The sequence below is a fragment of the Maribacter thermophilus genome, assembly GCF_001020565.1.
GTDB lineage: Bacteria > Bacteroidota > Bacteroidia > Flavobacteriales > Flavobacteriaceae > Maribacter > Maribacter thermophilus.
Genome location: NZ_LDAS01000001.1, coordinates 1,621,973 through 1,646,640, shown reverse-complemented (window position 1 = coordinate 1,646,640; position 24,668 = coordinate 1,621,973). Strand labels below are relative to the sequence as shown.

General features: G+C 39.5%; 23 protein-coding genes. 5 read left to right on the top strand and 18 right to left on the bottom strand.

The window, feature by feature from the left end; translation table 11 throughout:
- Positions 1-3 precede the first annotated feature (3 nt).
- Entirely contained in the window at positions 4-876 is an 873-nt protein-coding gene (locus AB657_RS07025) for a rhomboid family intramembrane serine protease (protein ID WP_047245844.1), read from the top strand.
- A 7-nt stretch (positions 877-883) separates the two neighbouring features.
- Positions 884-1,897, top strand: a complete 1,014-nt coding sequence (locus tag AB657_RS07020; RefSeq protein ID WP_047245843.1) for an endonuclease/exonuclease/phosphatase family protein — start codon at positions 884-886, stop codon at positions 1,895-1,897.
- Here AB657_RS07020 and AB657_RS07015 read toward each other — a convergent pair.
- The 9 genes from AB657_RS07015 to udk form a co-directional block, all read right to left on the bottom strand.
- Positions 1,874-2,194 (bottom strand): DUF6122 family protein, encoded by a 321-nt coding sequence (locus AB657_RS07015; RefSeq protein ID WP_047245842.1) that lies wholly within the window; start codon positions 2,192-2,194, stop codon positions 1,874-1,876. The two genes, AB657_RS07020 and AB657_RS07015, sit on opposite strands and share 24 nt — an antisense overlap.
- Positions 2,187-2,813, bottom strand: a complete 627-nt coding sequence (locus AB657_RS07010) for a WbqC family protein (RefSeq protein WP_047245841.1) — start codon at positions 2,811-2,813, stop codon at positions 2,187-2,189. The genes AB657_RS07015 and AB657_RS07010 overlap by 8 nt, the downstream gene beginning before the upstream one ends.
- Positions 2,814-2,824: 11 nt before the next feature.
- Complete coding sequence (gene lepB / locus AB657_RS07005) at positions 2,825-4,522, bottom strand: signal peptidase I (protein ID WP_047245840.1); 1,698 nt, start codon at positions 4,520-4,522, stop codon at positions 2,825-2,827.
- 97 nt (positions 4,523-4,619) lie between these two features.
- On the bottom strand, positions 4,620-5,321 hold the full coding sequence (gene dapB / locus AB657_RS07000) for a 4-hydroxy-tetrahydrodipicolinate reductase (protein WP_047245839.1): 702 nt from the start codon (positions 5,319-5,321) through the stop codon (positions 4,620-4,622).
- 2 nt (positions 5,322-5,323) lie between these two features.
- Positions 5,324-5,983: a DUF5683 domain-containing protein gene (locus AB657_RS06995; protein WP_047245838.1), complete on the bottom strand. Its 660-nt coding sequence runs from the start codon at positions 5,981-5,983 to the stop codon at positions 5,324-5,326.
- On the bottom strand, positions 5,976-6,881 hold the full coding sequence (locus tag AB657_RS06990) for a ParB/RepB/Spo0J family partition protein (protein ID WP_047245837.1): 906 nt from the start codon (positions 6,879-6,881) through the stop codon (positions 5,976-5,978). The genes AB657_RS06995 and AB657_RS06990 overlap by 8 nt, the downstream gene beginning before the upstream one ends.
- Before the next feature lies 1 nt (position 6,882).
- Complete coding sequence (locus AB657_RS06985; RefSeq protein WP_047245836.1) at positions 6,883-7,656, bottom strand: ParA family protein; 774 nt, start codon at positions 7,654-7,656, stop codon at positions 6,883-6,885.
- Positions 7,657-7,833: 177 nt separating this feature from the next.
- Complete coding sequence (locus tag AB657_RS06980; RefSeq protein WP_047245835.1) at positions 7,834-8,175, bottom strand: FtsB family cell division protein; 342 nt, start codon at positions 8,173-8,175, stop codon at positions 7,834-7,836.
- On the bottom strand, positions 8,175-8,789 hold the full coding sequence (udk, locus tag AB657_RS06975; RefSeq protein ID WP_047245834.1) for a uridine kinase: 615 nt from the start codon (positions 8,787-8,789) through the stop codon (positions 8,175-8,177). Before udk ends, AB657_RS06980 begins: the two co-directional genes overlap by 1 nt.
- 108 nt (positions 8,790-8,897) lie before the next feature.
- On the opposite strand from udk, the gene AB657_RS06970 reads away from it, so the two are divergent.
- On the top strand, positions 8,898-10,118 hold the full coding sequence (locus AB657_RS06970; protein ID WP_047245833.1) for a multidrug effflux MFS transporter: 1,221 nt from the start codon (positions 8,898-8,900) through the stop codon (positions 10,116-10,118).
- Between the two features lie 3 nt (positions 10,119-10,121).
- Here the strand turns inward: AB657_RS06970 and acs are convergent, their stop codons facing one another.
- The 8 genes from acs to nagB form a co-directional block, all read right to left on the bottom strand.
- The gene (gene acs, locus AB657_RS06965) at positions 10,122-12,029 is read right to left on the bottom strand and encodes an acetate--CoA ligase (RefSeq protein ID WP_047245832.1); all 1,908 of its coding nucleotides are present in this window, start codon (positions 12,027-12,029) and stop codon (positions 10,122-10,124) included.
- A 35-nt stretch (positions 12,030-12,064) separates the two neighbouring features.
- Positions 12,065-13,759, bottom strand: coding sequence for a sodium:solute symporter family protein (locus AB657_RS06960; protein WP_047245831.1), 1,695 nt, complete (start codon positions 13,757-13,759; stop codon positions 12,065-12,067).
- A gap of 62 nt (positions 13,760-13,821) precedes the next feature.
- On the bottom strand, positions 13,822-14,079 hold the full coding sequence (locus AB657_RS06955) for a DUF4212 domain-containing protein (protein WP_047245830.1): 258 nt from the start codon (positions 14,077-14,079) through the stop codon (positions 13,822-13,824).
- 45 nt (positions 14,080-14,124) lie between these two features.
- A complete protein-coding gene (locus AB657_RS06950) occupies positions 14,125-15,201 on the bottom strand; it encodes an anhydro-N-acetylmuramic acid kinase (RefSeq protein WP_047245829.1) in 1,077 nt (358 codons plus the stop codon).
- A gap of 22 nt (positions 15,202-15,223) precedes the next feature.
- The gene (locus AB657_RS06945) at positions 15,224-16,789 is read right to left on the bottom strand and encodes a glycoside hydrolase family 3 protein (RefSeq protein WP_047247861.1); all 1,566 of its coding nucleotides are present in this window, start codon (positions 16,787-16,789) and stop codon (positions 15,224-15,226) included.
- Positions 16,782-18,056 (bottom strand): MFS transporter, encoded by a 1,275-nt coding sequence (locus tag AB657_RS06940; protein ID WP_047245828.1) that lies wholly within the window; start codon positions 18,054-18,056, stop codon positions 16,782-16,784. The genes AB657_RS06945 and AB657_RS06940 overlap by 8 nt, the downstream gene beginning before the upstream one ends.
- Positions 18,040-19,572, bottom strand: a complete 1,533-nt coding sequence (locus AB657_RS06935; protein ID WP_047245827.1) for a glycoside hydrolase family 10 protein — start codon at positions 19,570-19,572, stop codon at positions 18,040-18,042. Before AB657_RS06935 ends, AB657_RS06940 begins: the two co-directional genes overlap by 17 nt.
- 137 nt (positions 19,573-19,709) lie before the next feature.
- Positions 19,710-21,635, bottom strand: coding sequence for a glucosamine-6-phosphate deaminase (nagB, locus tag AB657_RS06930; protein WP_047245826.1), 1,926 nt, complete (start codon positions 21,633-21,635; stop codon positions 19,710-19,712).
- A gap of 198 nt (positions 21,636-21,833) precedes the next feature.
- Between nagB and AB657_RS06925 the strand changes: the two genes are divergently transcribed.
- Positions 21,834-22,583, top strand: a complete 750-nt coding sequence (locus AB657_RS06925) for a DeoR/GlpR family DNA-binding transcription regulator (RefSeq protein WP_047245825.1) — start codon at positions 21,834-21,836, stop codon at positions 22,581-22,583.
- Between the two features lie 5 nt (positions 22,584-22,588).
- On the top strand, positions 22,589-23,404 hold the full coding sequence (murQ, locus tag AB657_RS06920; RefSeq protein WP_047245824.1) for an N-acetylmuramic acid 6-phosphate etherase: 816 nt from the start codon (positions 22,589-22,591) through the stop codon (positions 23,402-23,404).
- Between the two features lie 20 nt (positions 23,405-23,424).
- On the opposite strand, the gene AB657_RS06915 is transcribed toward murQ, so the two are convergent.
- Positions 23,425-24,546 carry a PQQ-dependent sugar dehydrogenase gene (locus AB657_RS06915; protein ID WP_047245823.1) on the bottom strand — a complete coding sequence of 374 codons (1,122 nt, stop codon included), beginning with the start codon at positions 24,544-24,546 and terminating at the stop codon, positions 23,425-23,427.
- Positions 24,547-24,668 lie beyond the last annotated feature (122 nt).

Below are 24,668 nucleotides of genomic sequence, written 5' to 3'. Positions count from 1 at the left end.
AGAATGACGGAGACAAATCTAAGATATCAATATAATAGGTTGAGCATCGCTGAAAAGTTGATCGCTATCAATGTATTGGTGTTCATTGTGAACGCACTTGTTCCCTTTTTGTTCGGGATTTCAAAAAATAGCATTGTGCAATGGTTTGAGTTGCCAAACGATTTCTTTGATTTTCTTGTGCAGCCATGGTCCATAATAACCTATAGCTTTTTTCATGGTGGTTTTGGGCATTTATTTTGGAATATGTTGCTCATCTACTTTGTGGGGCGCATATTTTTGAACCTATTTGATGCAAAACGCTTTTTAAACGTTTATTTGCTGGGTGTTATAATGGGAGGACTTTTCTTTGTTCTCGGTTATAATGTTTTTCCGGCCTTCTTTGATATAAATGCCTATTTGATAGGGGCATCAGCAGGGGCCAGTGCCATTTTGATTTTTATTTGTACCTATATTCCCAATCAAGAGGTAAGGGTCATATTTTTTAATGTAAAATTATGGTACATAGGTGTTTTTGTAGTTCTTATGGATCTGATTCAGTTACCATCAAGCGGAAACGCAGGGGGGCATTTAGCTCATTTAGGTGGTGCTTTATTAGGGTATCTGTATGCAAGGCAGCTTTATAAGGGAACAGATATCGGGGCCGGATTTTCAAGGTTTTTAGATGCTGTGGCCAACCTGTTTAAACGTTCAGAGAAGAAAGCACCCATGAAAACGGTGTATAGGAAACAATCGAGAACTACAACTTCCTCAAAAAACTATGATGCGCAAAGTCATCAGAAGAAAATAGACGCTATTTTAGACAAGATCAGTAAGTCTGGTTATGAAAGCCTTTCAAAGGCGGAAAAAGATTTTCTTTTCAAAGCTGGTAAGGAATAAAATGTGAATGAAAAGACTGTCTTTTTTTAATAGAATCCTTTATGGTTTTAATATTGTTATAGCACTTACCTTATTGTTGGCCTGTGCGGTGCCCTACACAACTGTTGCAAGTTTGTTTTTCTTGAGTTTGGCAGTGCCTTTATTGGTGGTATTGAACATTGTTTTCTTGGTGTATTGGTTCTTGTTTAAAAGAAGGCTTTTATGGTTGTCTTTGGTGGTGTTGACGGTCGGTTATTTTGTTTTGGGGTCTTTTGTCTTTTTTAACCCAAAACCGGATAGTGGTTCTTTGGAAGGTCTTAAGATCATGTCTTTCAATGCCCAGCAATTTAACGAGATGAATTCTATAGATGCCAAAGGAGTCGGAGGACGAATCGTAGATTTTATCAAAAAGGAAGATCCTGATATTATTTGTTTTCAAGAGTATAGGGGTAGTTGGGGCAAAAAGTTTAAACAATATCCTTTTTTGAGTCAGACCCCTTACGAAGAACATAAAAGTACACAAGGGATACTCTCTAAATACCCCGTAATATCAGAAGGGTCCTTGAATCTTCCAAATACGATTAATAATGTAATTTATGCCGATATAGTTTATAAGGAAGATACTGTACGGATATATAATCTGCATCTTCAATCTTTAAAGGTAAGACCTTGGAGTTTAAAAAGAGAACAGTCTGATAAGCTTTTTAAAAGGTTAAGAAACTCTTTCTTTATGCAGCAAGAACAGGCCGAAATTATAGTGGAGCATGCCAAAGGTTCCCCGTATAAAAATATCATTTGCGGTGATTTTAATAACACGCAGTATTCCAGTGTATATAGAACCATTAGAGGGGATATGAAAGATAGTTTTGAGGAAAAAGGATTTGGTTATGGAAGAACCATTAATTTTTGGCGTTTTCCGTTAAGGATAGATTTTGTGTTAACAGATCCGAGCTTTCGTGTGCTAATGCATAAAAACTATAATGTAAGGCTTTCTGACCACGAACCTGTAATGGTCTACTTAAAGGTGGGGTCTAATGAGTAGGCAGTCTGTAAGGTCGGCAACAATATGTATTAAAAAGGCAATGCCCCAAATACGGGTCTTTTTCCAAAAGAGCATTAGAAAATAAACACCAATCGCCCAATAACTATGTAGTGGGTGAAAGTTTATGCTGCAACGATCGGTCTCAAAAATAGGGTCTGCCAATACATGGTCTATATCTATGATGATGCCTGCCAATAGTATAAGGGCCACCTTCCATGCGTGTTCCTTAAAAAAAGTAAATGCGATAAAGAAGGGTACTATGAAATGAATGCCATAGTGGAGCAAAAATCTAATCATTAGGTTTTTTTATTTCTACCTGTTTTAGATAACTTACCGTATTTGGACCTAAGTTAAATAGGGCATCCAGTATACTGGTGTTGGGTATAAAACCATGGCGTTCCCCGAAAACCTGTGTATACTCATCGGCAGTGATGTTGACACTTTGTTTGGCATTTATCAAAAATCTGAAGTCTTTTTCTTTAGGCTTTAGTTCATAGCCAGTAGTTTTAGCCACTGGCATTTTAAGTTGTAGAGCTTCACATATAAGTGCTATGGACTCAAGGTTCATGTCCATTAAGAATTCGATTTTTTTTTCGTACAGCGGTCTAATCTCATCTTCGTAGAACTCAAAAAAGGGAGAGGTTCTGTAAGCTGTTTCCAATGTTCTCCAATGTTGTCGCTGCCAAGAATATGAGTTGTCTATCTTAACATCTTTATACAGCTGTCTTCCTTTTTCGGTTGTACCGTGAATTATAGGAATACTCAACATATGGCGCCCTCTGTCGGTACATATATAAGTCCTGTTTCTATAGGTTTGTTTCTGAAAATTGTCTTGTGTTTCCCATATTGTTTCATTATCGATGAAAACACTGAAAAAAGCAATATTGGGAAAATATGCCGGATGTAAAAGATGCATCTTTTTAAAAACTAGTTAGACTTTTTTCTTTTCCATAACCAACTTCCGACGAAATAGGCTATAAGCAATATCAGAAAGTATTTAAAGTAAGATTGTGGTTCCCCATCACCATTAACTGTGGTGAAGATACGATCCCATCGTGGTCTCCAGTTACCTATGCTTTCAGTAAAATTATCGAAACTCATCCATATAAAAATGGGCGTCCCTACGATGTGGTTTTCCGGTACATAGCCCCACGCCCTACTATCTTCAGAATGATCTCTGTTGTCACCCATCATCCAATAGTAGTCTTGTTTAAAGGTGTACGAGTCGGCGACTTCTCCGTTTATAAAAATCTGGTTTCCAGATACGCTTAAGGTGTTGCCTTCATATTCCCTGATAATTTTCTTGTACAAGGGGAGTACCTTCAGGTTTAGGGCAACGGTACTTCCTTTTTTAGGAATATAAATGGGGCCCATTTGGCTGTAGTTCCATGGGTAATCCGGACTTTGTGGAAAAAGGTTGTTTCCTCTTTGTCCTTTAGGTATAACTTGTCTTACAACAGAATCTACGGAGGAATCTTTACGCAAGCTGGCTACCATTTCATCGGTTAACGGCACCAGACGTTGCCTATCGGTTATTTCTTTGAGTGAAAGACGGTACTTTTTAATTACGTCTATTGGTATACCGGATGCCTTGGTGTAAATTTCCAGTTGACCGTCATTTGTCTGGTTATATCCGATCAAATATTTGTTCAAAATTTGAACCTGCTCTTGGTTTAATGGCCCCGAAACGTATTTTCTTGTAAAATCTGTAACGCCCAATTTATCCAATAACCTTGAGGATACACCATTTTGAGCATATACTATATAGTCGAATTGAGGTTTGGCACTGCCGGGCAATTCCAATTGTTTTCCGTTAACAAAAACATAACCGTCCCTAACTTCGAGCGAATCACCTGGTATACCAACACAACGTTTTACATAGTTCGACTTTTTGTCTATAGGTTTTTTTACGCCCGCCTCTTTTTTAAAGAATACCCTTACGGTATCTGCAGGCCAACTGAAAACGACAATATCGTTTCTTTCGATTTTAGTGAAGCCAGGTAATCTAAAGTAGGGGAGTTGAGGCTTGTTCAAATATGATTTTATACCTAAAATTGGCAAGGTGTCATGTACCATGGGGGCCGCTACCGTGGTCATCGGTGTTCTTGCCCCGTAATGAAATTTACTTACAAATAGAAAGTCGCCAACCCGTAAAGTACGTTCCAACGAACCTGTGGGTATGACATACGGCTGAATAAAATATGTGTGTACCAAAGTGGCTGCTACTACCGCAAAAACAATAGAACTCACCCATTCTCCGAGGGCTGTTCTAGGGTGTAAACTTCGCTCGGGTATGTAGGTAACATCCAGCGTGTAATTGACATAAAAAATATAAAGACCTAGTGTAAGTACTACCAACCAAGACTCCAATGTGCTATTTCTTCCAAAACTACGAATGGTCTCCACCCAAATAACGGGAAACATGAGAAGGTTGATGATAGGAATGAACAAAAGAACCACCCACCATTTTGGTCTGTTGATAATTTGCATCAAAACAATGGCGTTGTATACCGGTACGGCAGCTTCCCATGCTTTGCGCCCTGCTTTAACATAGAGTTTCCATGTTCCAAGAAAATGGATAACTTGTATTATGAGTATGAATATAATCCATTGAGTGCCATTCATAATTTTATCATTTTATGTTTACAGAATATCCTTGGGTCGATATAGCGGATATTCATTGATAACCATTTGTCCTAAAATTTAGTTTTTGTTACTTATTTTAACCAAGGTTTAACACATCTTTCATGGTGAAAACACCTGTTTTTCCAATGAGCCATTCGGCTGCGGCAATGGCTCCCAAAGCAAACCCTTCACGATTGTGGGCCGTATGTTTTATTTCTATACTATCTACATCGCTTACATAATCTATGGTGTGGGTGCCTGGTGTATTTCCAATTCTTTTAGAGGTAATGGGTATATTGTTTTTTATTTTTTCACCAAGTTTCCATCCCGAATAATCAGAATTCTCTATAATGCCCTCTGCTAAAGAGATGGCCGTACCACTGGGGGCATCCAGCTTTTGGGTATGGTGTATCTCTTCCATACGTATGTCGTATTGCGACAGATGGCGCATCATTTTTGCCAGATACTCGTTTAACTCGAAAAAGATGTTGACCCCAAGGCTAAAATTGGAAGCATAGATAAAAGCACCTTCTTTTTCTTCGCATAATTTTACGACATCATCATATTTATCTAGCCAACCTGTGGTGCCACAAATTACCGGAACGTTATTTTCTATACATTTGGTAATGTTTCCGTAGGCCGCACTTGGCATACTAAAATCAATGGCAACCTCTATGTTCGAAAAATCTATTTCTTGCGTGTCGTTATCTATTTTGGCTACGATTTCATGGTTTCTTTCCAGTGCTAAACGCTCGATCATTTTACCCATCTTTCCATAACCGAAAAGTGCAATCTTCATTTTTAAAATTTTATGGTTAAGGCCATTCCGTATATAGGATCGTTGGTAACGCTGTTCAAGTCTAGAAAAGGTTCAAAATCAACGGAAAGGTCATTGTCTATATTAAATTGTTTTAAATGTGCATCTACGTTCGCATCTATGATATTTAGTGCGTAAGCGGCAATTGAGATGACCAGCCATAGGTCTCTGTCTTGCTGAAACCTTTCTTGTTGGTCCTCGAGGTCGTCTATATCCAAATCGGGATCGTCCCCAGGGGCATTGTCACCGTTCAGATCATAGAATTCGTCATCCGTAAAACCGGCTTGTCTTCTCTTAAAGGCTACTCTGAACCTTTTATAGTTGTTGTTGTTCCAGGTATAGGCGTAAATACTGCCACCAATAGCTCCATATACCAAAGGTACTTTCCAATATCTTTTATTATAAATTTGGCCCAAACCGGGCAGAATTGAAGAGTAAAAAGCTGCTTTACTAGGGCTCAGCGGATTAAACTTCAGTTCCTTTTTTTGAATGGAATCTTGAATGACAACCATATCTACATCGGTACTCAACGAAGTAGCGATGCTGTCTATTTCTTTTGTTTCTTGAGTCTCGTTCTCTTCTTGAGCATAACTATTGGAAACCAGAAAAAAAGCGATAGCGAATGTGGTTAAGAGTCTATGCACCCGTAATTAACTTTTTAATACGCTCAAATTCTTCTTCGGAATTAAAAGGAATGGTAATTTTTCCTTTAGACTTTCCAGATGTTTTTACGTCTACCCCTACGTCCAAATGTTTTGAAATTTCTTTGATGCCGGAGCTGACAAATACCGGGGGCTTTTGTTTTGTGGTTGTTTTTGTTGGTTTTTTACTGTCTTGCTGGTGGTAGTTTTTTACGGCATTTTCCGTATCCCTAACAGATAGGTTTTGGCCAACTATTTTTTCGTAAAGGGCAATCTGGTCTTTTCTGTTTTCTATATTCACCAAGGCCCTGCCGTGTCCCATGCTAAGAAACCCGTCTCTCATTCCTGTTTGAATGATAGGGTCTAATTTCAGCAAACGAAGGTAATTGGCGATGGTGGATCTTTTTTTTCCGACACGATCACTTAGTTTCTCCTGTGTAAGGTTTATTTCATCTATAAGGCGTTGGTATGACAAGGCTATTTCTATAGGGTCCAAGTCTTGTCTTTGAATATTTTCTACCAAGGCCATTTCCAATGACTCTTGGTCGTTGGCAATTCTAATATAGGCCGGAATAGTCTCTAACCCTATTAGTTTAGAGGCACGGAACCTTCTTTCACCAGAGACTAACTGATATTTGTTAAATCCTAATTTTCTAACCGTTATGGGTTGTATGACACCAAGCTCTCGAATAGAGGTGGCCAATTCTTGAAGGCTCTCGTCGTTAAAATTAGATCTTGGTTGAAAAGGGTTTACCTCTATATGTTCCAGATCAAGTTCTATAATATTGCCGACCACCTTATCGGCGTTTTTGTCCGATGCAGATTGAATATCATTTTCCGGGTCTTTCAAAAGTGCAGAAAGACCTCTTCCCAAAGCTTGTTTCTTTATTGCCTTTGCCATCTTAAACTGTCTGCTTGTTTTTCTTTACTACCTCATTTGCCAAATTCAGGTAGTTGACCGCACCCTTACTGGATGCATCATATTTAATAATGCTCTCCCCGTAACTCGGGGCTTCACTTAATCTAACATTTCGTTGGATTATGGTCTCAAAGACCATGTCGCCAAAATGTTTGCTAACCTCTTCTACCACCTGGTTGGACAATCTTAACCTAGAATCGTACATGGTCAACAACATCCCTTCGATATCCAACTGCGGATTGTGTATTCTTTGTACACTTTTTATGGTGTTTAATAGCTTGCCAAGTCCTTCTAGAGCAAAGTATTCGCATTGAATAGGAATTATGACAGAGTCCGAGGCCGTTAGGGCATTAAGGGTCAATAGGCCCAAAGAAGGGGCGCAATCGATAAGAATATAGTCATAATCGTCCTTAAGCTCTAAAATGGCTTTTTTTAGCATGTACTCCCTTTCATCTTTGTCTACCAATTCAATTTCGATCGCTACAAGATCGATATGTGCAGGTATGAGATCAACATTTGGGGATGTTGTGGAAATAATAGCTTCCTTTGCCGTTTTGGTATGTTCCAATAATTGATAGGTGCCAAGTTCAATACTTTCCACATCTATTCCTAATCCTGAAGTGGCATTGGCTTGGGGATCGGCATCGATCAGCAACACCTTTTTCTCCAGTACCCCCAAAGAGGCAGCCAGATTAACGGAAGTGGTGGTTTTTCCAACACCACCTTTTTGATTTGCGATAGCAATTATCTTGCCCATATTCAAAGTAAGTTAGGATGTAAAAATACAATTATTTGCGGGGCTGGTAAAAGGATTTTGTTAACACTAGGTGAATAACAATGTACTTTTCTTTAAAAAAGAGTTAAACTTTTATTTATCAAAGCTTTAACAAGGTGTAAATTAAAGTGTAATTAACAATAAAACATGAAGTTTTGTTTATTCTTTTTTATCCTTTTCTTTTAGTTTTAAACTGTCTTCGTATTCTATTAAATAGATTTCCTCGTTCTTTTTTTTGAGATAGTATTCCTCACGTGCAAATTTTTCCAGTTCTTCTTCGTCCGATAGTTTTTCAATTACCTTTTTGTCTTTTTCTATTTCACTCTGTAAAAAGTCCTTTGTTTTTTCTAGTTTGTTGATTTCCCTTTTTAACTCTAAGTGTATAAGTAAAGAGTTGGTATCAAAGAAAATCATCCATATGGCGAACATGGTCAAGACCAATACGTAAATGTTGGTCATGACCTTGAACCATTTTTTTTGTTTTAATTCTTTGAACCCCATTAGGCCTGTGCTAGTTTCTCGTTAATAATGCTTCTTACGATTTCAACGGCGACCGTATTGTACTTATTATTTGGTATAATTATATCGACATGCTCTTTTGTCGGTTCTATGAACTGATCGTGCATAGGTTTTATGATGGTCTGGTATTTTTCCAATGTTTCATCCAAATTCCAGCCACGTTCGTTCACATCTCTTTTTAATCTTCTGATCAAGCGTTCATCGGTATCGGCATGTACAAAAATTTTAATATCGCACATATCCCTAATGGCCTTGTTGGCCAGTATAAGAATGCCTTCTACGATCATTACTTTTCTAGGGTGTGTCGGAATGGTTTTCTGGGTGCGGTTACATTCTAAAAAAGAATAAACGGGCTGCTCTACCGATTTCCCGTTTTTTAATGCTTTTAAATGTTCTTCCAAAAGCTGAAAATCAATGGAATTGGGATGGTCAAAATTTGTTTTTCTTCTTTCTTCCAAAGAAAGGTGGGATAAATCGTTGTAATAGGAATCTTGTGATATTACACCTACCTCTTCATAGGGAAGCTCATTAATGATCTGATTTACAACCGTAGTTTTTCCACAACCGGTACCTCCGGCAATTCCAATAATCAACATAAAAATTTCTTTGGGTCAAAAATACATATTTGAACTTCAAAATTCTACTAAACCTAAAAATGAAGATTTGGTAAACAGCCTTCGCCCTATAAGTTTTACTTTTGCCGGATGCAAAATGAACAAGTAAAACCTAATTTTGAGTTTGTTGCCTTAATGGCCTCGTTGATGTCTATTGTTGCTTTAACGATAGATGCCCTAATTCCTGCTATTGCCGATATTGGTATAGCGATCAATAGTTTGGATCCTACAAGAAATCAATTATTGGTAATAATGATATTTTTGGGTTTGGGGGTAGGACAGTTGTTTTTTGGGCCTCTGTCCGATAGTTTAGGAAGAAAGCCCATTGTTTACATTGGTTTTTCCATTTTTGGTGTAGCCAGTGTCATATGCCTATTGGCTCCTAATTTAGAGATAATGATCATAGGTAGAATTCTGCAGGGTATTGGGCTTTCTGCACCTAGGACCATTAGTATATCGATTGTTAGAGATACCTATCGGGGAGATTATATGGCCAAGATCATGTCTTTTGTTACTGCGTTTTTTATCCTGATTCCCGTGGTGGCCCCGGCGTTTGGCAAGGCGGTTATGCAAGTTATGGGATGGCAGGGTATTTTTTATGCACAGCTTTTCTTTGCATTGGTTGTTTGTGTGTGGTTTTATAAAAGACAGCAAGAAACATTGAAACCAGAGCATAAGGTGCCTTTTACCATTTCGGTTTTTATAAATGGAATCAAAGAAATTTTTAAACATAGAGAAACGGTTTCCTGTACCCTAATGACCGGTTTGATCACTGGTTCTTTTTTGGTATACTTGAGTTCTGCACAACACGTTTTTGAAGAACTGTACGGTTTAAAGGAAAGTTTTACCTATGTTTTTGCAGGGCTGGCCATATCCATTGGTTTTTCTACCTTGATGAACGGTACCTTGGTATTAAGATTTGGTATGCGGAATTTGTCTTTTGTGGCGCTAACAACCTTTACCTTGGTAGGGGCATTATATATGGTTCTATTTTGGGGCGAGCCTAATCCGAGTGTGACCGTTTTAATCAGTTTTCTATCGGTGTTGTTTCTGTGCTTGGGCTTTGTTTGGGGTAATTTAAGATCTATAGCAATGGAACCCATTGGTCATATAGCCGGTATTGGGGCGGCTATCACAGGTTTTATATCTACCGTACTGTCCATCCCCATTTCCATTTTTATAGGAGGATTCATAAAAGAATCGGTCTGGGCTATTTTTGCAGGATTTGGAATTTGTGGATTACTCTCAGTGGTCTTGTTCATGGCTTTCAAAACAAGACCACTGTTTGCGAGTAATAGGGCTTATCAATAATATTTAAAGCGCGTTGTCTATAATTTCCTGAACAACTTCTGGATTCAGTAATGTGCTGGTGTCCCCTAAATTAGAAGTGTCCTTGCTTGCTATTTTACGTAATATTCTACGCATGATCTTTCCACTTCTTGTTTTTGGAAGACCTGATACGAACTGAATTTTATCTAGCTTGGCAATGGGGCCTATATGTTCTGTGATCTGTTGGTTGATCTCTTTTCTTACATTTTCCCGGTCCCTGCTTTCTCCGGTTTCCTTTAGTATTATAAATCCATAAAGTGCGTTTCCTTTTACATCGTGGGGGAAACCTACAATGGCGGATTCTGCTACAGCCTGGTGTTCGTTAATGGAATCTTCAATGGGTGCGGTACCCAGATTATGGCCCGAAACAATGATTACGTCATCAACTCTACCCGTAATTCTGTAATATCCTACGGCATCCCTTAATGCACCGTCACCTGTAAAATACATATTCTTATATGCAGAGAAATAGGTATCTCGGTATCTATCGTGATTTCCCCAAATGGTTCTTGCAATCGAAGGCCATGGGTATTTTACACATAATCTACCTTCTACCTGATTGCCTTTTATTTCTTTTCCGTTTTCATCCATCAGTGCAGGCTGAATGCCTATAAATGGCAATGTGGCATAGGTTGGGGTGGTCGGTGTCACATAAGGGATAGGGGTGATCATAATACCACCTGTCTCGGTTTGCCACCAAGTATCTACAATAGGGCTACGGTTCTTACCTACATTGTTGTTGTACCAATGCCAAGCTTCTTCGTTTATGGGCTCTCCTACGGATCCTAGCACCTTAAGACTTGACAGGTCGTGTTTTTCTATAAACTCTAGATTCTCTTTGGCCAAGGCTCTTATGGCCGTAGGCGCGGTATAGAACTGGTTTACTTTGTGTTTTTGTACCACGTCCCAAAAGCGACCATAATCTGGGTACGACGGTACCCCCTCGAACATCACCGTGGTTGCCCCATTGGCCAATGGCCCGTAAACTATGTAAGAGTGTCCTGTAATCCACCCGATATCTGCGGTACACCAATAAACATCGTTTTCTTTGTATTGAAAAACATTTTTAAAAGTATATGCCGTGTATACCATATAACCACCAATGGTATGTACCATTCCTTTGGGTCTGCCCGTAGATCCAGAGGTGTATAAAATAAAGAGAGGGTCTTCGGCATCCATTACTTCTGCAACATTGTCCCCGTATGCCTCGTCCAATAAGGGTTGTAACCAATAGTCTCTGCCGTCTACCATTTCTATGTCGCTGTTGATTCTTTTTGCGACCAGTACCGTATTTACCCCAGGGCAATCCAATAGCGCCTTGTCAACAATATTTTTAAGGTCTATGGTTTTTGCTCCTCTGTAAGAACCATCGGAGGTTATCACCAATTTACAGTCAGAATCGTTAATTCTGGTGGACAGCGCATGTGAAGAGAAACCAGCGAATACCACCGAGTGGATAGCGCCGATACGGGCACATGCCAAGAGAGAAATGGCCAATTCGGGAATCATGGGCAAATAGATGCAAACGCGATCTCCCTTTTTTATGCCTTTTTCCAATAGCACGTTGGCCATTTTACATACACGTTCATGTAGTTGCCTGTAGGTGATATGTTCTGCTTCTTCTTTTGGATCGTTCGGCTCAAAAAGAATGGCCGTTTTATTTCCCCTTGTGGGTAAATGTCTATCTATACAGTTTTCGGTAATGTTCAATTTTGCACCTTCGAACCATTTTATTTCCGGTTTACTAAAATCCCAACTCAAGACGTTGTCCCAGCGCTTTCTCCAAACAAAATGCTCTTCCGCTATTTCTTCCCAAAAAGCTTCTGGGTTACGTACCGATTTTCTGTAAACTTGATAATACTCCTCTAAATGTTTAATGTGGTAATTACTCATCTCTAAATTCTGATTTCATTTAAAATTATATACAATTAATGATTAATGGCTTCTTTTGCCCCACTGGGGATTCTAATATCCTCTACTATTTCCTGAACATCTTCGGGTGGATCTGGAGTAAATTTCATGATCACTATGGAAACTATGAAATTCACGACCATGGCGATACTTCCGAACCCCTCGGGAGATATTCCGAACCACCAATCGGCCGGTGTGCCACCACCAAACCATCCGAATTTGAATTTTGTCATATAAAACAACATTAACATGGTGCCTATGATCATACCGGCAATGGCCCCTTCTTTATTCATTTTCTTGTAAAATATACCTAGAACGATGGCTGGGAAGAAAGAGGCTGCCGCCAGGCCAAAGGCCAGGGCGACAACGGCGGCAACGAACCCCGGTGGATTAATTCCGAAATACCCTGCAATAACCACTGCTACCGTAGCTGCCATTCTCGCGGCCCATAATTCACCTTTATCTGAAATATTGGGCTTAAATACTTTTTTAATAAGGTCATGGGAAACAGAGGCCGAGATTACCAATAATAAACCTGCTGCCGTAGACAAGGCTGCTGCGAGACCTCCTGCAGCTACCAGTGCTATCACCCAGGCCGGTAAATTGGCAATTTCCGGATTGGCAAGCACCATGATGTCACGATCAACGATAAGTTCATTTTTATCGGTATCTGCAACATATTGTATTTTTCCGTCTTTGTTCTTGTCATCAAATTCCAGTAATCCTGTAGTCTCCCAGTTTTTAAACCACTCGGGCATAGTACTGTATTCTTTGTTGCTTACGGTATTGATCATGTTGGTTCTGGCAAAAACCGATACGGCAGGGGCGGTGGTGTAAAGGATGGCAATTAGCAACAAGGCCAACCCTGCTGATTTTCGGGCATCCTTAACCCGTTTTACGGTGAAGAACCTGACAATTACATGGGGTAGGCCGGCCGTACCCACCATTAAGGCTAAGGTAATAGCGAATACGTCCGCTATCGATTTTGAGCCGCTGGTGTATTCGTTAAAACCCAATTCTGTAGAAAGACCATCCAATTTATCCAAGAGGTAGGTTCCTGATCCATCCGACAGGGTAGAACCCATACCCAATTGTGGAATCGGGTTTCCCGTCATTTGGATAGAAATAAAAATGGCCGGAACCATAAAGGCAAAAATAAGTACGCAATATTGGGCCACTTGGGTGTATGTAATTCCTTTCATTCCCCCTAAAACGGCATAGAACAATACAATGACCATTCCGATGATTACACCTGTATTGATATCAACTTCTAAAAAACGTGAAAATACAACACCAACTCCACGCATTTGCCCCGCGACATATGTGAAGGATACAATAAGGGCACATATGACCGCAACAATTCTGGCTGTTTTTGAGTAATAGCGGTCACCGATAAAATCGGGAACGGTAAACTTACCGAACTTACGTAAGTAGGGAGCCAATAATAAGGCCAATAGTACGTATCCGCCGGTCCATCCCATAAGATAAACGGAGCCATCGTAACCAGCGAACGCAATAATACCTGCCATGGAGATAAAAGAGGCTGCGGACATCCAATCGGCAGCTGTGGCCATACCGTTGGCCAAAGGCGAAACCCCACCGCCGGCAACATAAAACTCTTTAGTGGAACCGGCCCGTGACCAAATGGCAATTCCGATATATAGCGCAAAAGTGATACCGACTAAAATGTAAGTCCATGTTTGTACGCTCATAATATTTTTGGGTTAGGTGGATTTTTTTGGTAATGGAATTGTTGGTCTGAGGTGGTGGTTAATTAATCATATCCATATTTTTTATCCAATTTGTTCATTAGTCTTACATAGATAAATATGAGTATTACAAAAACATAGATGGATCCTTGTTGTGCAAACCAAAAGCCAAGTTTAAAACCTCCTATTTTTATAGTGTCCAAAGTGTCTTTGAACAAGATGCCGGCACCATAAGATACTAAGAACCATATGGTCAGTAATAAAAAAAGATATTTTACATTCTCTTTCCAATAAGCGGTGGCTTTCTTTTTTTTGTCTGGCATTTTTTATGAAATATTCATTTATGACAGAAATTTAGTGAAAATACTTTAATTAGGTAAGAAAATTACACCGCTAGAAGAATCTCTTTTGGCTCCGGTTACCGTTTTTAAGACATTTATTTCACGCTCTTCCCTAAGTGCGCCCATTAAAGCAAAAACCAGGGCTTCCTTAAATTCGATGAGTTGTTTGTTCGGTACTACTACTTCAATTTTAGGGTCTAGCTTTTGTTTTAGGGTTTCAATTAAAAAGGAGTTTAGGGCACCACCACCGGTAATGAACAATTGTTGCTTTTGTTTGTTGGAGTTTAAGCTGACTTGCTGCGCAATTTTTTCGCAAATATGATGAATAGAAGTATGTAAAAGATTTTCGATAGTGTCGTCGGTATTTTCAACGATGGGTACTACTTCTTCCAAGAACCACTCATATCCAATAGATTTAGGGTAGGGCAGCAGGTAATATTTTAAATCGTTAAGTTCTTTAAGCATGTTCTTGTTTATAACCCCAGATCTCGCCATATTCCCATCTTGGTCATAATCCAAATCTATTTTTCTGGTAATATAATTGAGTATCATATTCGCCAGACCTATGTCATAAGCTATTCTGCGGTCTTTTACTTCAAAAGAGATATTACTTATACCCCCTAAGTTCAGGCAAAAATCATACTCTCCGAATATAAGTTGGTCGCCAATGGGAACCAATGGAGCGCCTTGTCCGCCAAGGGCGAGATCGTTGGTCCTAAAATCACAAATAACTTTCTTTTGGGAGGCATTAGCCAAATGTTGTCCCGATCCCAATTGAAAAGTAAGTCCCAGTTCTGGCCTATGGTGAGAGGTGTGTCCGTGACTTGCAATAAAATCTACCTCAAGATCATTGTCTGTAATAAAGGAATTCGCCTTTTCGCCCAGCCAAGTACCGTATGAGTTGTGTAGTTGAAGTAGTTTTTCAGCAGGAAGGTGAATAGCGTCTTTGAGCTCTTTTTCCATTTTTTGGTCGTACGAAACACTATCCGTGCATTTTATTTCGAATGTCCATTTACCTTTGTTTTTCCAGATATGGCAATAGGCCAGGTCTAGACCGTCTAGAGACGTTCCGGACATCATTCCTACTATTTTGTATACTTTCATGTGTAGATTTCTTTGCTTGTAATTAGATTTTAAATTTCACCGGTAGTTTTCCGACAGATTTTATCTTTCCTTGAAAATGGGCTGTGGCGACGTCTTGAAATTCTTTGAAATTTTGATAAACGATTACTGTGGCCTTGGTGTTTTCTATACAAAAGAGTTTAAGGGCATACGGGTTTCCAAAATGATATAAGACTACATTTTTAGTGCTCAATACTTCGTTTATAAATTGAATCTCTTCCGGTAAAAAACCAAAGTTGTTATTGGGCTTAATTTGTGGCGGGGTCAACAATAATAAAATGTTTTCCTCATTTTTAATTTGGTTACGAGATATGGCCAACGAAGAAATAATATCGTCTTTGTGCCGTAGTTCGTTGTATCTTTTAAAGGTTAGGGTACAATAATCGGATTTTCCGAACCGGGTAATTTCATTTTCCGATCCTTTGTACAGGGTAATGCTCTGTTCCGCAAGTTCCCTGTTTAGATGGGTGTCATAAACAAGTTCTTTGTCAGGTTCTGTGGTTTCTTTGGCTATAGCTTTTTGTTTCAACCTCCAAACCCTTTCAAAGCTCTCTTCTATTTGTTCATTGGTGGCCTTTTGTAAGATCATATCAATGGCATCCTCTGTATGCTCCGCAAAACATAAAATATCATTGCCGGCATCAAAGGCCAACCATTCCAACTCACCTTTTACGGGAAAATTGTTGGATACGGCATGCATGTTCAGGGCATCGGATATTACCACACCCGTAAATCCCATTTTATTTCTTAATAGGTCTTTTATGATTTCTTTTGATATGCTTGAAGGGGTGCTCTTTCCTGCTGCTAGGGCAGGAACCGACAAATGCCCGACCATTACGGCATCTACACCCTCATTTATCAATTCTTGAAAAGGATAAAGCTCATTGTTCAACAGTTCTTCTTTCGTTTTGTTTATAACAGGTATCCCAAGATGAGAATCTACATCGGTATCTCCATGGCCGGGAAAGTGTTTTATACTGGTAAGCACACCTTCACTTTCGGTACCTTTTACATAGGCCAAGGCTTTCTGCGCAACCTTTTTTTTGTCATCTCCAAAAGAACGATATCCGATAACCGGATTGTTAGGATTGTTGTTGATGTCCACCACGGGCGATAAATTCCAATGAATACCTGCTTTTTTGCAATCTTTTGCAATGTTTTTGCCTACTTGGTAAATTAAACCGGTATTGTCTTGAATGGCTCCCAAGGTAATGGCGTAAGGATACTGGGGGGTGTTTTCTATTCGCATGGCCAATCCCCATTCGGCATCTATAGCTATAAAAAGGGGGTGTTTGGACACTGATTGGTATCTCTGAACGAGCTTTTTTAGGGTGTCGAAACTGTTTTCGTTTCGAACAATTTCTTTTTTGCCTTCAAAGTTAGTGGCCGCGCTTGCCCTAGAGTGAAAGAAGCACAAGCCACCGACCCCATGGTTTTTGATGAGGTCTTCTAATTGCCTAATTTCTTCCTCGGTATCATTTATAAAGGCTGCGGGCATAAAAAATTGGCCTACCTTTTCGGCCTTGCTCAATTCATTTTTTGCTTTTTCGAGAGATATTATTTTATGCATTCGATCCATTTGTTTTTTTTCCGAACTCTGGCGGGTAGGTAATAAATTTTAATAAAAATAATGCTGGTAATGCTGCGATGACCACCCAGATAAAGAAACCATCGTAACCAAGCCATTGTTGCATATATCCGCTGATCATACCGGGAAGCATCATGCCAAGGGCCATAAAGCCCGTAGCTATGGCATAATGACTGGTTTTTGATTTTCCTTCCGCTATGTAAATCAGGTACATTAAAAATGCGGTGAAGCCGAAACCATATCCAAATTTCTCGAATATAACCGTTGCCGCTACGGGTATAATACTGGTTGTTTTGGTAAAAGCTAAAATTGCATAGAGGATATTAGGAACGTTTAAGGACAGTACCATGGGTAGCATCCATTTTTTTAGTCCATCCCTGGAAATAAGAATACCTCCTAAAATTCCTCCCAGTGAAAGCATTATGACCCCTGCTGTCCCGAAAATGGTTCCTATCTGCTCTGTGGAATAGCCCAATCCACCCTTTTCTGGGCTATCCAGCATAAAGGGTGCTGCCATTTTTACCAATTGAGATTCTCCTAACCTAAAAGATAAAATAAAGGCCAGTGCGATGCCGATGTCCTTCTTTTTGAAAAAGGAGGTAAAAACATCTATAAAGCCTTCTGGCTTGTCATTAGAAACTGCTGTAGAGCTTTCGTATTTTGGTGTTACCAAAAAATTTGAAATTGTCAACATCAACATCAATACAGCTGCAATTACCATGGTTATGCTCCAAGCTTTGGTATTGTCTCCGTATTTGTTTTCTAGAAAACCGGCCAAAATTACGATCAATCCTTCTCCCGTAACCATCGCCAAACGATAAAACGTACTTCGCATACCTACAAAAAAGGATTGTTTTTTTTCGGTTAGGCCAATCATATAATAACCATCGGAGGCAATATCATTGGTGGCAGAAGCGAATGCGGCCATCCAAAAACAGGCCAAGGTGGTAATAAAGAACATATTGGTGGGTATGGTAAGACCTACCCCTAACAGGGCTATTGCAATTAACAATTGCATAGACAAAAACCACTTTCGTTTGGTACTTTTTAAATCTACAAAAGGGCTCCATAAAGGTTTTAAGACCCAGGGTAAGTATAGCCAACTGGTGTACAAACCTATATCGGAATTGCTGACGCCTAGTTTTTTGTACATAATTACAGAAACCGTAACCACTAATACATAGGGCAACCCTTGGGTAAAGTACAATACAGGCACCCAGGCCCATGCGCCCTTATCTTTTTGAACCATATCCGTCTATTTTTTTTAAATGTAAAATTGTGGGTTTGGATTCCCTTCCGTACTTATCAAAAAAAGTAACTGCAAAATAATTGCCTTTGACCAATTTTTTGGGAATCATTAAGGTGTTTGAACCTGGCGATATAAATATTTTCTGTTTTAATTTTTTGATAGGATACGCTTCTTTTTCTTTTTTTCCGGTTCTATAGACCAATACATATCTTAAATATTCGGTTCCTTGCAGCTCTAGTTGAACGGTATCAGCAGATTGCTGGCTGGATAGTATCTTGGTTTCTTTTTGTTTTGGCGCGTCTACAATAGGAGAACTAGGGGGCAATGCCTGCCAGTGATAATATTTCTTCTTTAAATATGATACTATATCGGGGTTGTTGTTCATTAACGATTTAGCACTGAAAACTATATTACCTTGAATTTCCGGGGTCAGTCTTGCCAATTTAAATTGGTTGGGCAATTCCTTCTTTTTGTCCCAAGCTTTGTCGCTATTGTTGCGTACTTTATATGCCCCGTTTCCTATATAAATATTGGTGTTTGCACCATTGTTCGCCCACCAGTCCATTAGCTTTGAATGGGATGCGGCCGGTAGATCCATACTCCAATATAATTGTGGGGCCAAGTAATCTAACCATCCTTTTTGAATCCATAGAAGAGGGTCTGCATATAAATTGTCATAGGTTGTTTGCCCTGCTTTGGTGTCCGAGCCTTTAGGGTCGGTAGCTTTGTTTTTCCATACCCCGAACGGACTCACCCCAAATTGGACCCATGGCTTTTTTGACTTGATGGTAGAATGGCTGTCCTTGATAAGGCTGTCTATATTGCTTCTTCTCCAATCATCTAAGCTTTGTCCGGGTTGGGCACAATTATAGAAAGTGATACTATCGTTAAAAACTTCATCTTTAATAGTATACGGATAAAAATAATCGTCATAGTGAATAGCGTCAATATCATAGTTAGATACAATTTCATCAATAATGGCGACCATTTTTTTTCGAACTTCAGGTAATCCTGGATCGTAATAGTATTTTTTTCCGTATTTCAACATCCATGCCGGGTGGGTGTTAAAGTCATGTTCGTCGCTAAGAACCTCCGTTTTTAAATCGAAAGTGGCCCGGTATGGATTTAGCCAGGCGTGGAATTCCATTCCCCTGATATGGGCTTCGTGAATCATCCAATTTAAAGGGTCTTCGGACCATTTTGAATTTGCGCCTTCTGTACCCGTTAAAAATCGTGACCATGGTGCTTCTTTGGAATTGTAGAATGCATCGCCGGCAGCCCTAATTTGTACAATAACGGCGTTGTAATTAAGTTCTTTGTAAAAATTTAATATTTTCAGGTAATCTTCTTTTTGTTTGTTTACCGGGTCCGAACCATTTTTTGGCCAGTCGATATTAACGACAGTGGCGATCCATACACCTCTAAACTCCGTTTTGGGCTGAGGTATGTTAGATTTGAAAATACTACAGGAGTTAAGTATTAAGAGTACTGCGACTAAACAAAGGTATCTTGGCATGTTAAAATAAAAAAAAGGCCTATCTAAATCTAAAATAGGCCTTTAATGTTAAGGATTAAAATTAAATGAACTGGTTTTTTAGTGGTCTTCCCATCTTTTTCTAATAAGCTATTGTAGGTTTCTTGTATTCTAATGTTTTAGAATTTGTACCTTACAAAGGCTTCCATAGCGGCATATGACGAAAGCCCTAGAGCTTTGTACTTGTTGGCCGTATTGCGATTTCTTTCTTCGGCACGCATCCAGAACTCCCTAGAATCGTCGCCCTGAAACATTACACCATCTTTCTGCGATTGATGGCAAAATATGGCATGGCGCTTTTTAAGGACTTGGCTAGGGCTCATAGGTACGCACATTTCAATTTCGTTAATATCCCATTCGTGCCAAGCACCTCGGTATAGCCACAACCAACAATCTTTCATAAATGGTTCGGGTTTTAACCTGTCTACCGCTTCAAAAATAGCATCTAAGCAAACTTTATGGGTGCCGTGTGGGTCCGCCAGATCACCGGCCGCATATATTTGGTGCGGTTTTATAGAGGTAATGATATCTGTTACAATGGCAATGTCCTCTTCCGATAAATTGTTCTTTTTAATGGTGCCGGTCTCATAAAAGGGAAGGTCTAAAAAGTGTACGTTGGCATCTTTTAGTCCCATGTACCTTGTCGCGGCGTACGATTCCGATTTTCGTATATTTCCCTTTAAAGTTCTGACCTCTGGGGTATCTATATCGCTATCGGTTTTGTTTGTAATGGCATTGATAATCTGTTGTGCTTTTTCCGATGGATTCAACTTCATGGCAACTTCGGCATATTTACGTGCATCGGTATCGGAAACGGCAATATTACCGGAAGTTTGGTAAACTACATGAACCTCATGGCCTTGTTCTACTAGACGGTCGAAGGTACCACCCATAGAGATAACATCGTCATCGGGGTGGGGGCTAAAAATGATTACACGTTTTTTTGCAGGCGTGGCCCTTTCTGGTCTATTGGTATCATCGGCATTTGGTTTTCCGCCCGGCCAGCCAGTGATAGTGTGCTGTAGTTTGTTGAAAATCTGAATGTTTAAATCATACGAATCTTCCATGGAAAGTAAATCGGCCATTCCGTTGTCGTTATAATCCTTGTCTGTAAGGCTAAGAATGGTCTTTCCTGTCTTTTCACACAGCCAGATAATTGCTTTTGCTTTTAGTTCTTCTGTCCATTTGCATGCATCTACGAGCCATGGCGTTTTGTTTTTGGTAAGCTCTGAGGCGGCTCCCGAATCTAAAATAAAGGTGCAGTTGTCGTGGTTTTGAAGATAGGTGGCCGGTACTTGTGAGGATATTTCGCCCTCGATGGTTTTTTTTATGATCTCGGCCTTATTTTCTCCCCAGCCCAAAAGTACTATTCTTTTTGCCTTTCTCACCGTGGCGATACCCATGGTAATCGCTTTTCTTGGTACATTGGCAATACCTAAGAAGGCAGGTGCCGCATCTACCCTGGTAATATGGTCTAAGGTGATTACCCTTGTGCCAGAATTGTAATGTGAACCGGGTTCGTTAAAACCAATGTGTCCGGTTCTTCCTATTCCCAACAATTGAAAATCGAGTCCACCGCATTCTTTTATTTTTTGTTCGTATTTCAGGCAAAAATCTACAGTTTCGTCGTTAGAAACCGTTCCGTCCGGAATATGGATATTCTCGGGCGCAATATCTATATGGTTAAAAAGATGCTCGTGCATAAAGTAGTGGTAACTTTGAATGTTACTGGGCTCCATTGGCAAGTATTCGTCAAGATTAAAAGTGATGACATTTTTAAAGCTCAACCCTTCTTCTTTGTGCATTCTTACCAATTCTTCGTACACACGGATCGGAGATGATCCAGTGGCCAAGCCAAGCACACAGGTTTTGTTCTGGCTTTGTTTTTTCTTGATCAGTTCGGCGATTTCTTCGGCCACCCGTATAGAAGCTTCATTGGAATCAGAAAAAATAACATTATGTATTTTTTCAAAACGTGTTTCCTCAAACTGGCCGATCGGCTGATGGCTAATGTCAATTTTTTTTCTCGACTTAATTGTTTTCATATTGGTAAGTTCTGCGTTTGATGTTTAAAACCTTGCAAATATATGCAATAATATTTCAATTTGCTGTTTTTTGCATTCTTTAATGCTGTTTTTTGCTTTTATTAAGATTTATTTGATAATTAATTTACTTATAACGGTATAAAACGGCAGGTTGTTTTTTTTAATTATATTTGCCAAAATATATTTAGTGTAATAGAAATGCTAAAGGAAGAACGTCAACAAACCATATTAAACGAGGTAGAAATACATAACCGGATTCTATTGACAGATATAGCCGAGAGTTTGGATGTCTCTATCGATACTGTAAGGCGTGATGTTAAAGAGTTGGATGCAGAAAATAAATTGAAAAGGGTTCATGGTGGTGCCATATCTCTTGGTTTTACCAATAAGAACACCAGGAATACCAATATTTATGCATTGGAAGAAAAGATGAGGATCGCAAAAAAGGCGACTACCTTGTTAAAGGATGGTGCCGTAATTTTTATTGATGGCGGAACTACTTGTCTAGAGCTGGTGCGGTCCATACCTGATAATTTGCACCTTACCTGTTTTACCATTAGTCTTCCCGTAGCTATGGAACTGTCCCACAAACCCAATATTACGGTTATATCTATTGGGGGACAGGTATCAAAGGAATCTCAAATTTCTATCGGGGCAAATGCCATCCATAATCTTTCTGAGATAAAAGTGGACTATAGTTTTATTGGTACGGGGTATGTAGATGCGGTATATGGCCTTACCGAGTTTGATTGGGATATAGTACAAATAAAGAAGGCCGTGATCAAGGCATCAAAAAAAACGGTTTTATTATCTATATCGGAAAAACTAAATTCGCAACATCGTTACAAAACCTGCGATATAAATGCTATCAATACGATGATTACAGAGCTGGATCCAGAGGATAATCTATTGGGGGCCTTTAAGAGTTTGGATATAAGAATATTATAATTACTATGGGGTATAAAAAAATAACGGAGACATCCTCCAATCATGATAATTTAGAATTATTGGATACTGCTACGATTCTTCAAAAAATGAATGAAGAAGATAAAAAAGTGGCAGATGCCGTAGCACTGATGATTCCGCAGATAACTAAATTGGTAGATGCCCTTGTTGAGAGATTTTCCAACGGAGGGCGTTTATTTTATATTGGAGCAGGTACTAGTGGAAGGCTGGGTATCTTGGATGCTTCAGAGATTCCGCCAACCTTTGGTATGCCACACGAAAGGGTGGTGGGCCTTATTGCAGGTGGTGATGTGGCCATAAGAAAAGCTGTTGAAAATGCGGAGGATGATACCGAGCAAGCTTGGATAGACCTTAGCGAACATGCTATTGACCAAAACGATGTAGTGGTCGGTATTGCCGCTTCGGGTACTACACCTTATGTTATTGGAGGCTTAAGGAAGGCAAGGGCACACGGTATTTTAACGGCCTGTATTACCAATAATCCGCAATCGCCGATTACAGAAGTGGCGGACATACCGATCGAGGTAAACGTGGGACCTGAATTTGTGACCGGTAGTACACGAATGAAAAGTGGTACTTCGCAAAAATTGGTGCTCAATATGATTTCCACAGCCTTAATGATCAAAATAGGAAGGGTAAAAGGCAATAAAATGGTAAACATGCAACTGACCAACGAAAAATTGGTGGATCGGGGAACCAGATATATTGTTGAAGGATTGGGAGTTAGCTATGATGAAGCCGAGCGATTGCTAAAAAAATATGGCTCCGTTAAAAAAGCACTGGAAAAGGGTGTTCAAAATTAAATGAACACCCTTTTTATTTATTATTTCTTTGGTAACAATCTGTAGATGCCCTTACCTTCTACACCCACATATATAAGCCCGTCAGGGCCTTGTTTTACTACACGTACTCGACCTTTACCATCCAAAAGTTTCTCTCGTTTTATTACTTGATTTCCTTTTAGCTCTAAACGTTCAAGGTATTGAAAGGCCAATGACCCCACCAGAAGACTTCCTTGCCAACCATCATATGCATCCGATGTAATAAAGGCCATACCGCTTGGTGCTATCGATGGCACCCAATAATGTATTGGTTGTTCCGTTCCTTCCATTTTGGTTTTGTCGGTTATCGGGGTGCCACTATAATTAATGCCATAAGTTACTAATGGCCACCCATAATTGGCACCTTTCTTAATAATATTGATTTCATCACCACCTCTGGGGCCGTGCTCATTGTCCCATATCTCACCTGTTTCAGGGTGTTTAACAAGACCTTGTGGGTTTCTATGGCCGTAGCTATAAATGGCTGTTTTGGCACCGGCCTCATGTACAAAAGGGTTGTCTTCGGGAATTCTTCCGTCGTCATAAATTCTATAAATTTTACCACCGTCCCTAGTTATATCTTGTGGGTTTACATCGCGTTCCCCTCTTTCTCCTATAGAAAAGAATAGATAGCCGTGATCGTCAAAAACAATTCTTGAGCCAAAATGCTGTCCCTTGGTCGTATTGGGAGAGGCTTTGTACAGCACTTGTTGTTGAACCAGTGCATTGTCTTTTAATTTGGCCCGCATAATGGCCGTATGCCCTCCTTTTTCTGCCCCATCCGTAGATGCATATGAAATATAGATCCAACCGTTTTCTTTGTAATTGGGATGAATTTCTATATCCAATAAACCTCCTTGTCCTCTTTGGTATACTTCGGGTACATTGGAAATTTTTGTTTTTGTTCCGTTTGCAAAATGAATAATCTCACCAGATTTTTCCGTAATCAACATACTTCCATCCGGTAAGAATGTGAAACCCCATGGAATTTGCAGATCATCGACGAACAACTCACTGGTATAAGGAGGATTGTCTATGCTAGAAACCTTATTTTCAGGGTTTTGAGCGCAAGATGAATTTAGCAATACAATAAAAAAAAGGACTAAGAATACACTTTTATTCATAATATGACGTTAGATGTATGTTATATGGTAAATGATTTTTTAAAGATAAACAGAAAAATATAAGTATAAATAATTACACAAAGAACAATAGTGTCACCCCAAGAGCGCCATTGTTCTTACCA

Coding starts and splice junctions, on each gene's coding strand:
- AB657_RS07025 (WP_047245844.1), top strand. CDS start 4: ATGACGGAGACAAATCTAAGATATCAATATAATAGGTTGAGCATCGCT.
- AB657_RS07020 (WP_047245843.1), top strand. CDS start 884: ATGAAAAGACTGTCTTTTTTTAATAGAATCCTTTATGGTTTTAATATT.
- AB657_RS07015 (WP_047245842.1), bottom strand. CDS start 2,194: ATGATTAGATTTTTGCTCCACTATGGCATTCATTTCATAGTACCCTTC.
- AB657_RS07010 (WP_047245841.1), bottom strand. CDS start 2,813: ATGCATCTTTTACATCCGGCATATTTTCCCAATATTGCTTTTTTCAGT.
- lepB (WP_047245840.1), bottom strand. CDS start 4,522: ATGAATGGCACTCAATGGATTATATTCATACTCATAATACAAGTTATC.
- dapB (WP_047245839.1), bottom strand. CDS start 5,321: ATGAAGATTGCACTTTTCGGTTATGGAAAGATGGGTAAAATGATCGAG.
- AB657_RS06990 (WP_047245837.1), bottom strand. CDS start 6,881: ATGGCAAAGGCAATAAAGAAACAAGCTTTGGGAAGAGGTCTTTCTGCA.
- AB657_RS06985 (WP_047245836.1), bottom strand. CDS start 7,656: ATGGGCAAGATAATTGCTATCGCAAATCAAAAAGGTGGTGTTGGAAAA.
- AB657_RS06980 (WP_047245835.1), bottom strand. CDS start 8,175: ATGGGGTTCAAAGAATTAAAACAAAAAAAATGGTTCAAGGTCATGACC.
- udk (WP_047245834.1), bottom strand. CDS start 8,789: ATGTTGATTATTGGAATTGCCGGAGGTACCGGTTGTGGAAAAACTACG.
- AB657_RS06970 (WP_047245833.1), top strand. CDS start 8,898: ATGCAAAATGAACAAGTAAAACCTAATTTTGAGTTTGTTGCCTTAATG.
- acs (WP_047245832.1), bottom strand. CDS start 12,029: ATGAGTAATTACCACATTAAACATTTAGAGGAGTATTATCAAGTTTAC.
- AB657_RS06960 (WP_047245831.1), bottom strand. CDS start 13,759: ATGAGCGTACAAACATGGACTTACATTTTAGTCGGTATCACTTTTGCG.
- AB657_RS06955 (WP_047245830.1), bottom strand. CDS start 14,079: ATGCCAGACAAAAAAAAGAAAGCCACCGCTTATTGGAAAGAGAATGTA.
- AB657_RS06950 (WP_047245829.1), bottom strand. CDS start 15,201: ATGAAAGTATACAAAATAGTAGGAATGATGTCCGGAACGTCTCTAGAC.
- AB657_RS06945 (WP_047247861.1), bottom strand. CDS start 16,789: ATGCATAAAATAATATCTCTCGAAAAAGCAAAAAATGAATTGAGCAAG.
- AB657_RS06940 (WP_047245828.1), bottom strand. CDS start 18,056: ATGGTTCAAAAAGATAAGGGCGCATGGGCCTGGGTGCCTGTATTGTAC.
- AB657_RS06935 (WP_047245827.1), bottom strand. CDS start 19,572: ATGCCAAGATACCTTTGTTTAGTCGCAGTACTCTTAATACTTAACTCC.
- nagB (WP_047245826.1), bottom strand. CDS start 21,635: ATGAAAACAATTAAGTCGAGAAAAAAAATTGACATTAGCCATCAGCCG.
- AB657_RS06925 (WP_047245825.1), top strand. CDS start 21,834: ATGCTAAAGGAAGAACGTCAACAAACCATATTAAACGAGGTAGAAATA.
- murQ (WP_047245824.1), top strand. CDS start 22,589: ATGGGGTATAAAAAAATAACGGAGACATCCTCCAATCATGATAATTTA.
- AB657_RS06915 (WP_047245823.1), bottom strand. CDS start 24,546: ATGAATAAAAGTGTATTCTTAGTCCTTTTTTTTATTGTATTGCTAAAT.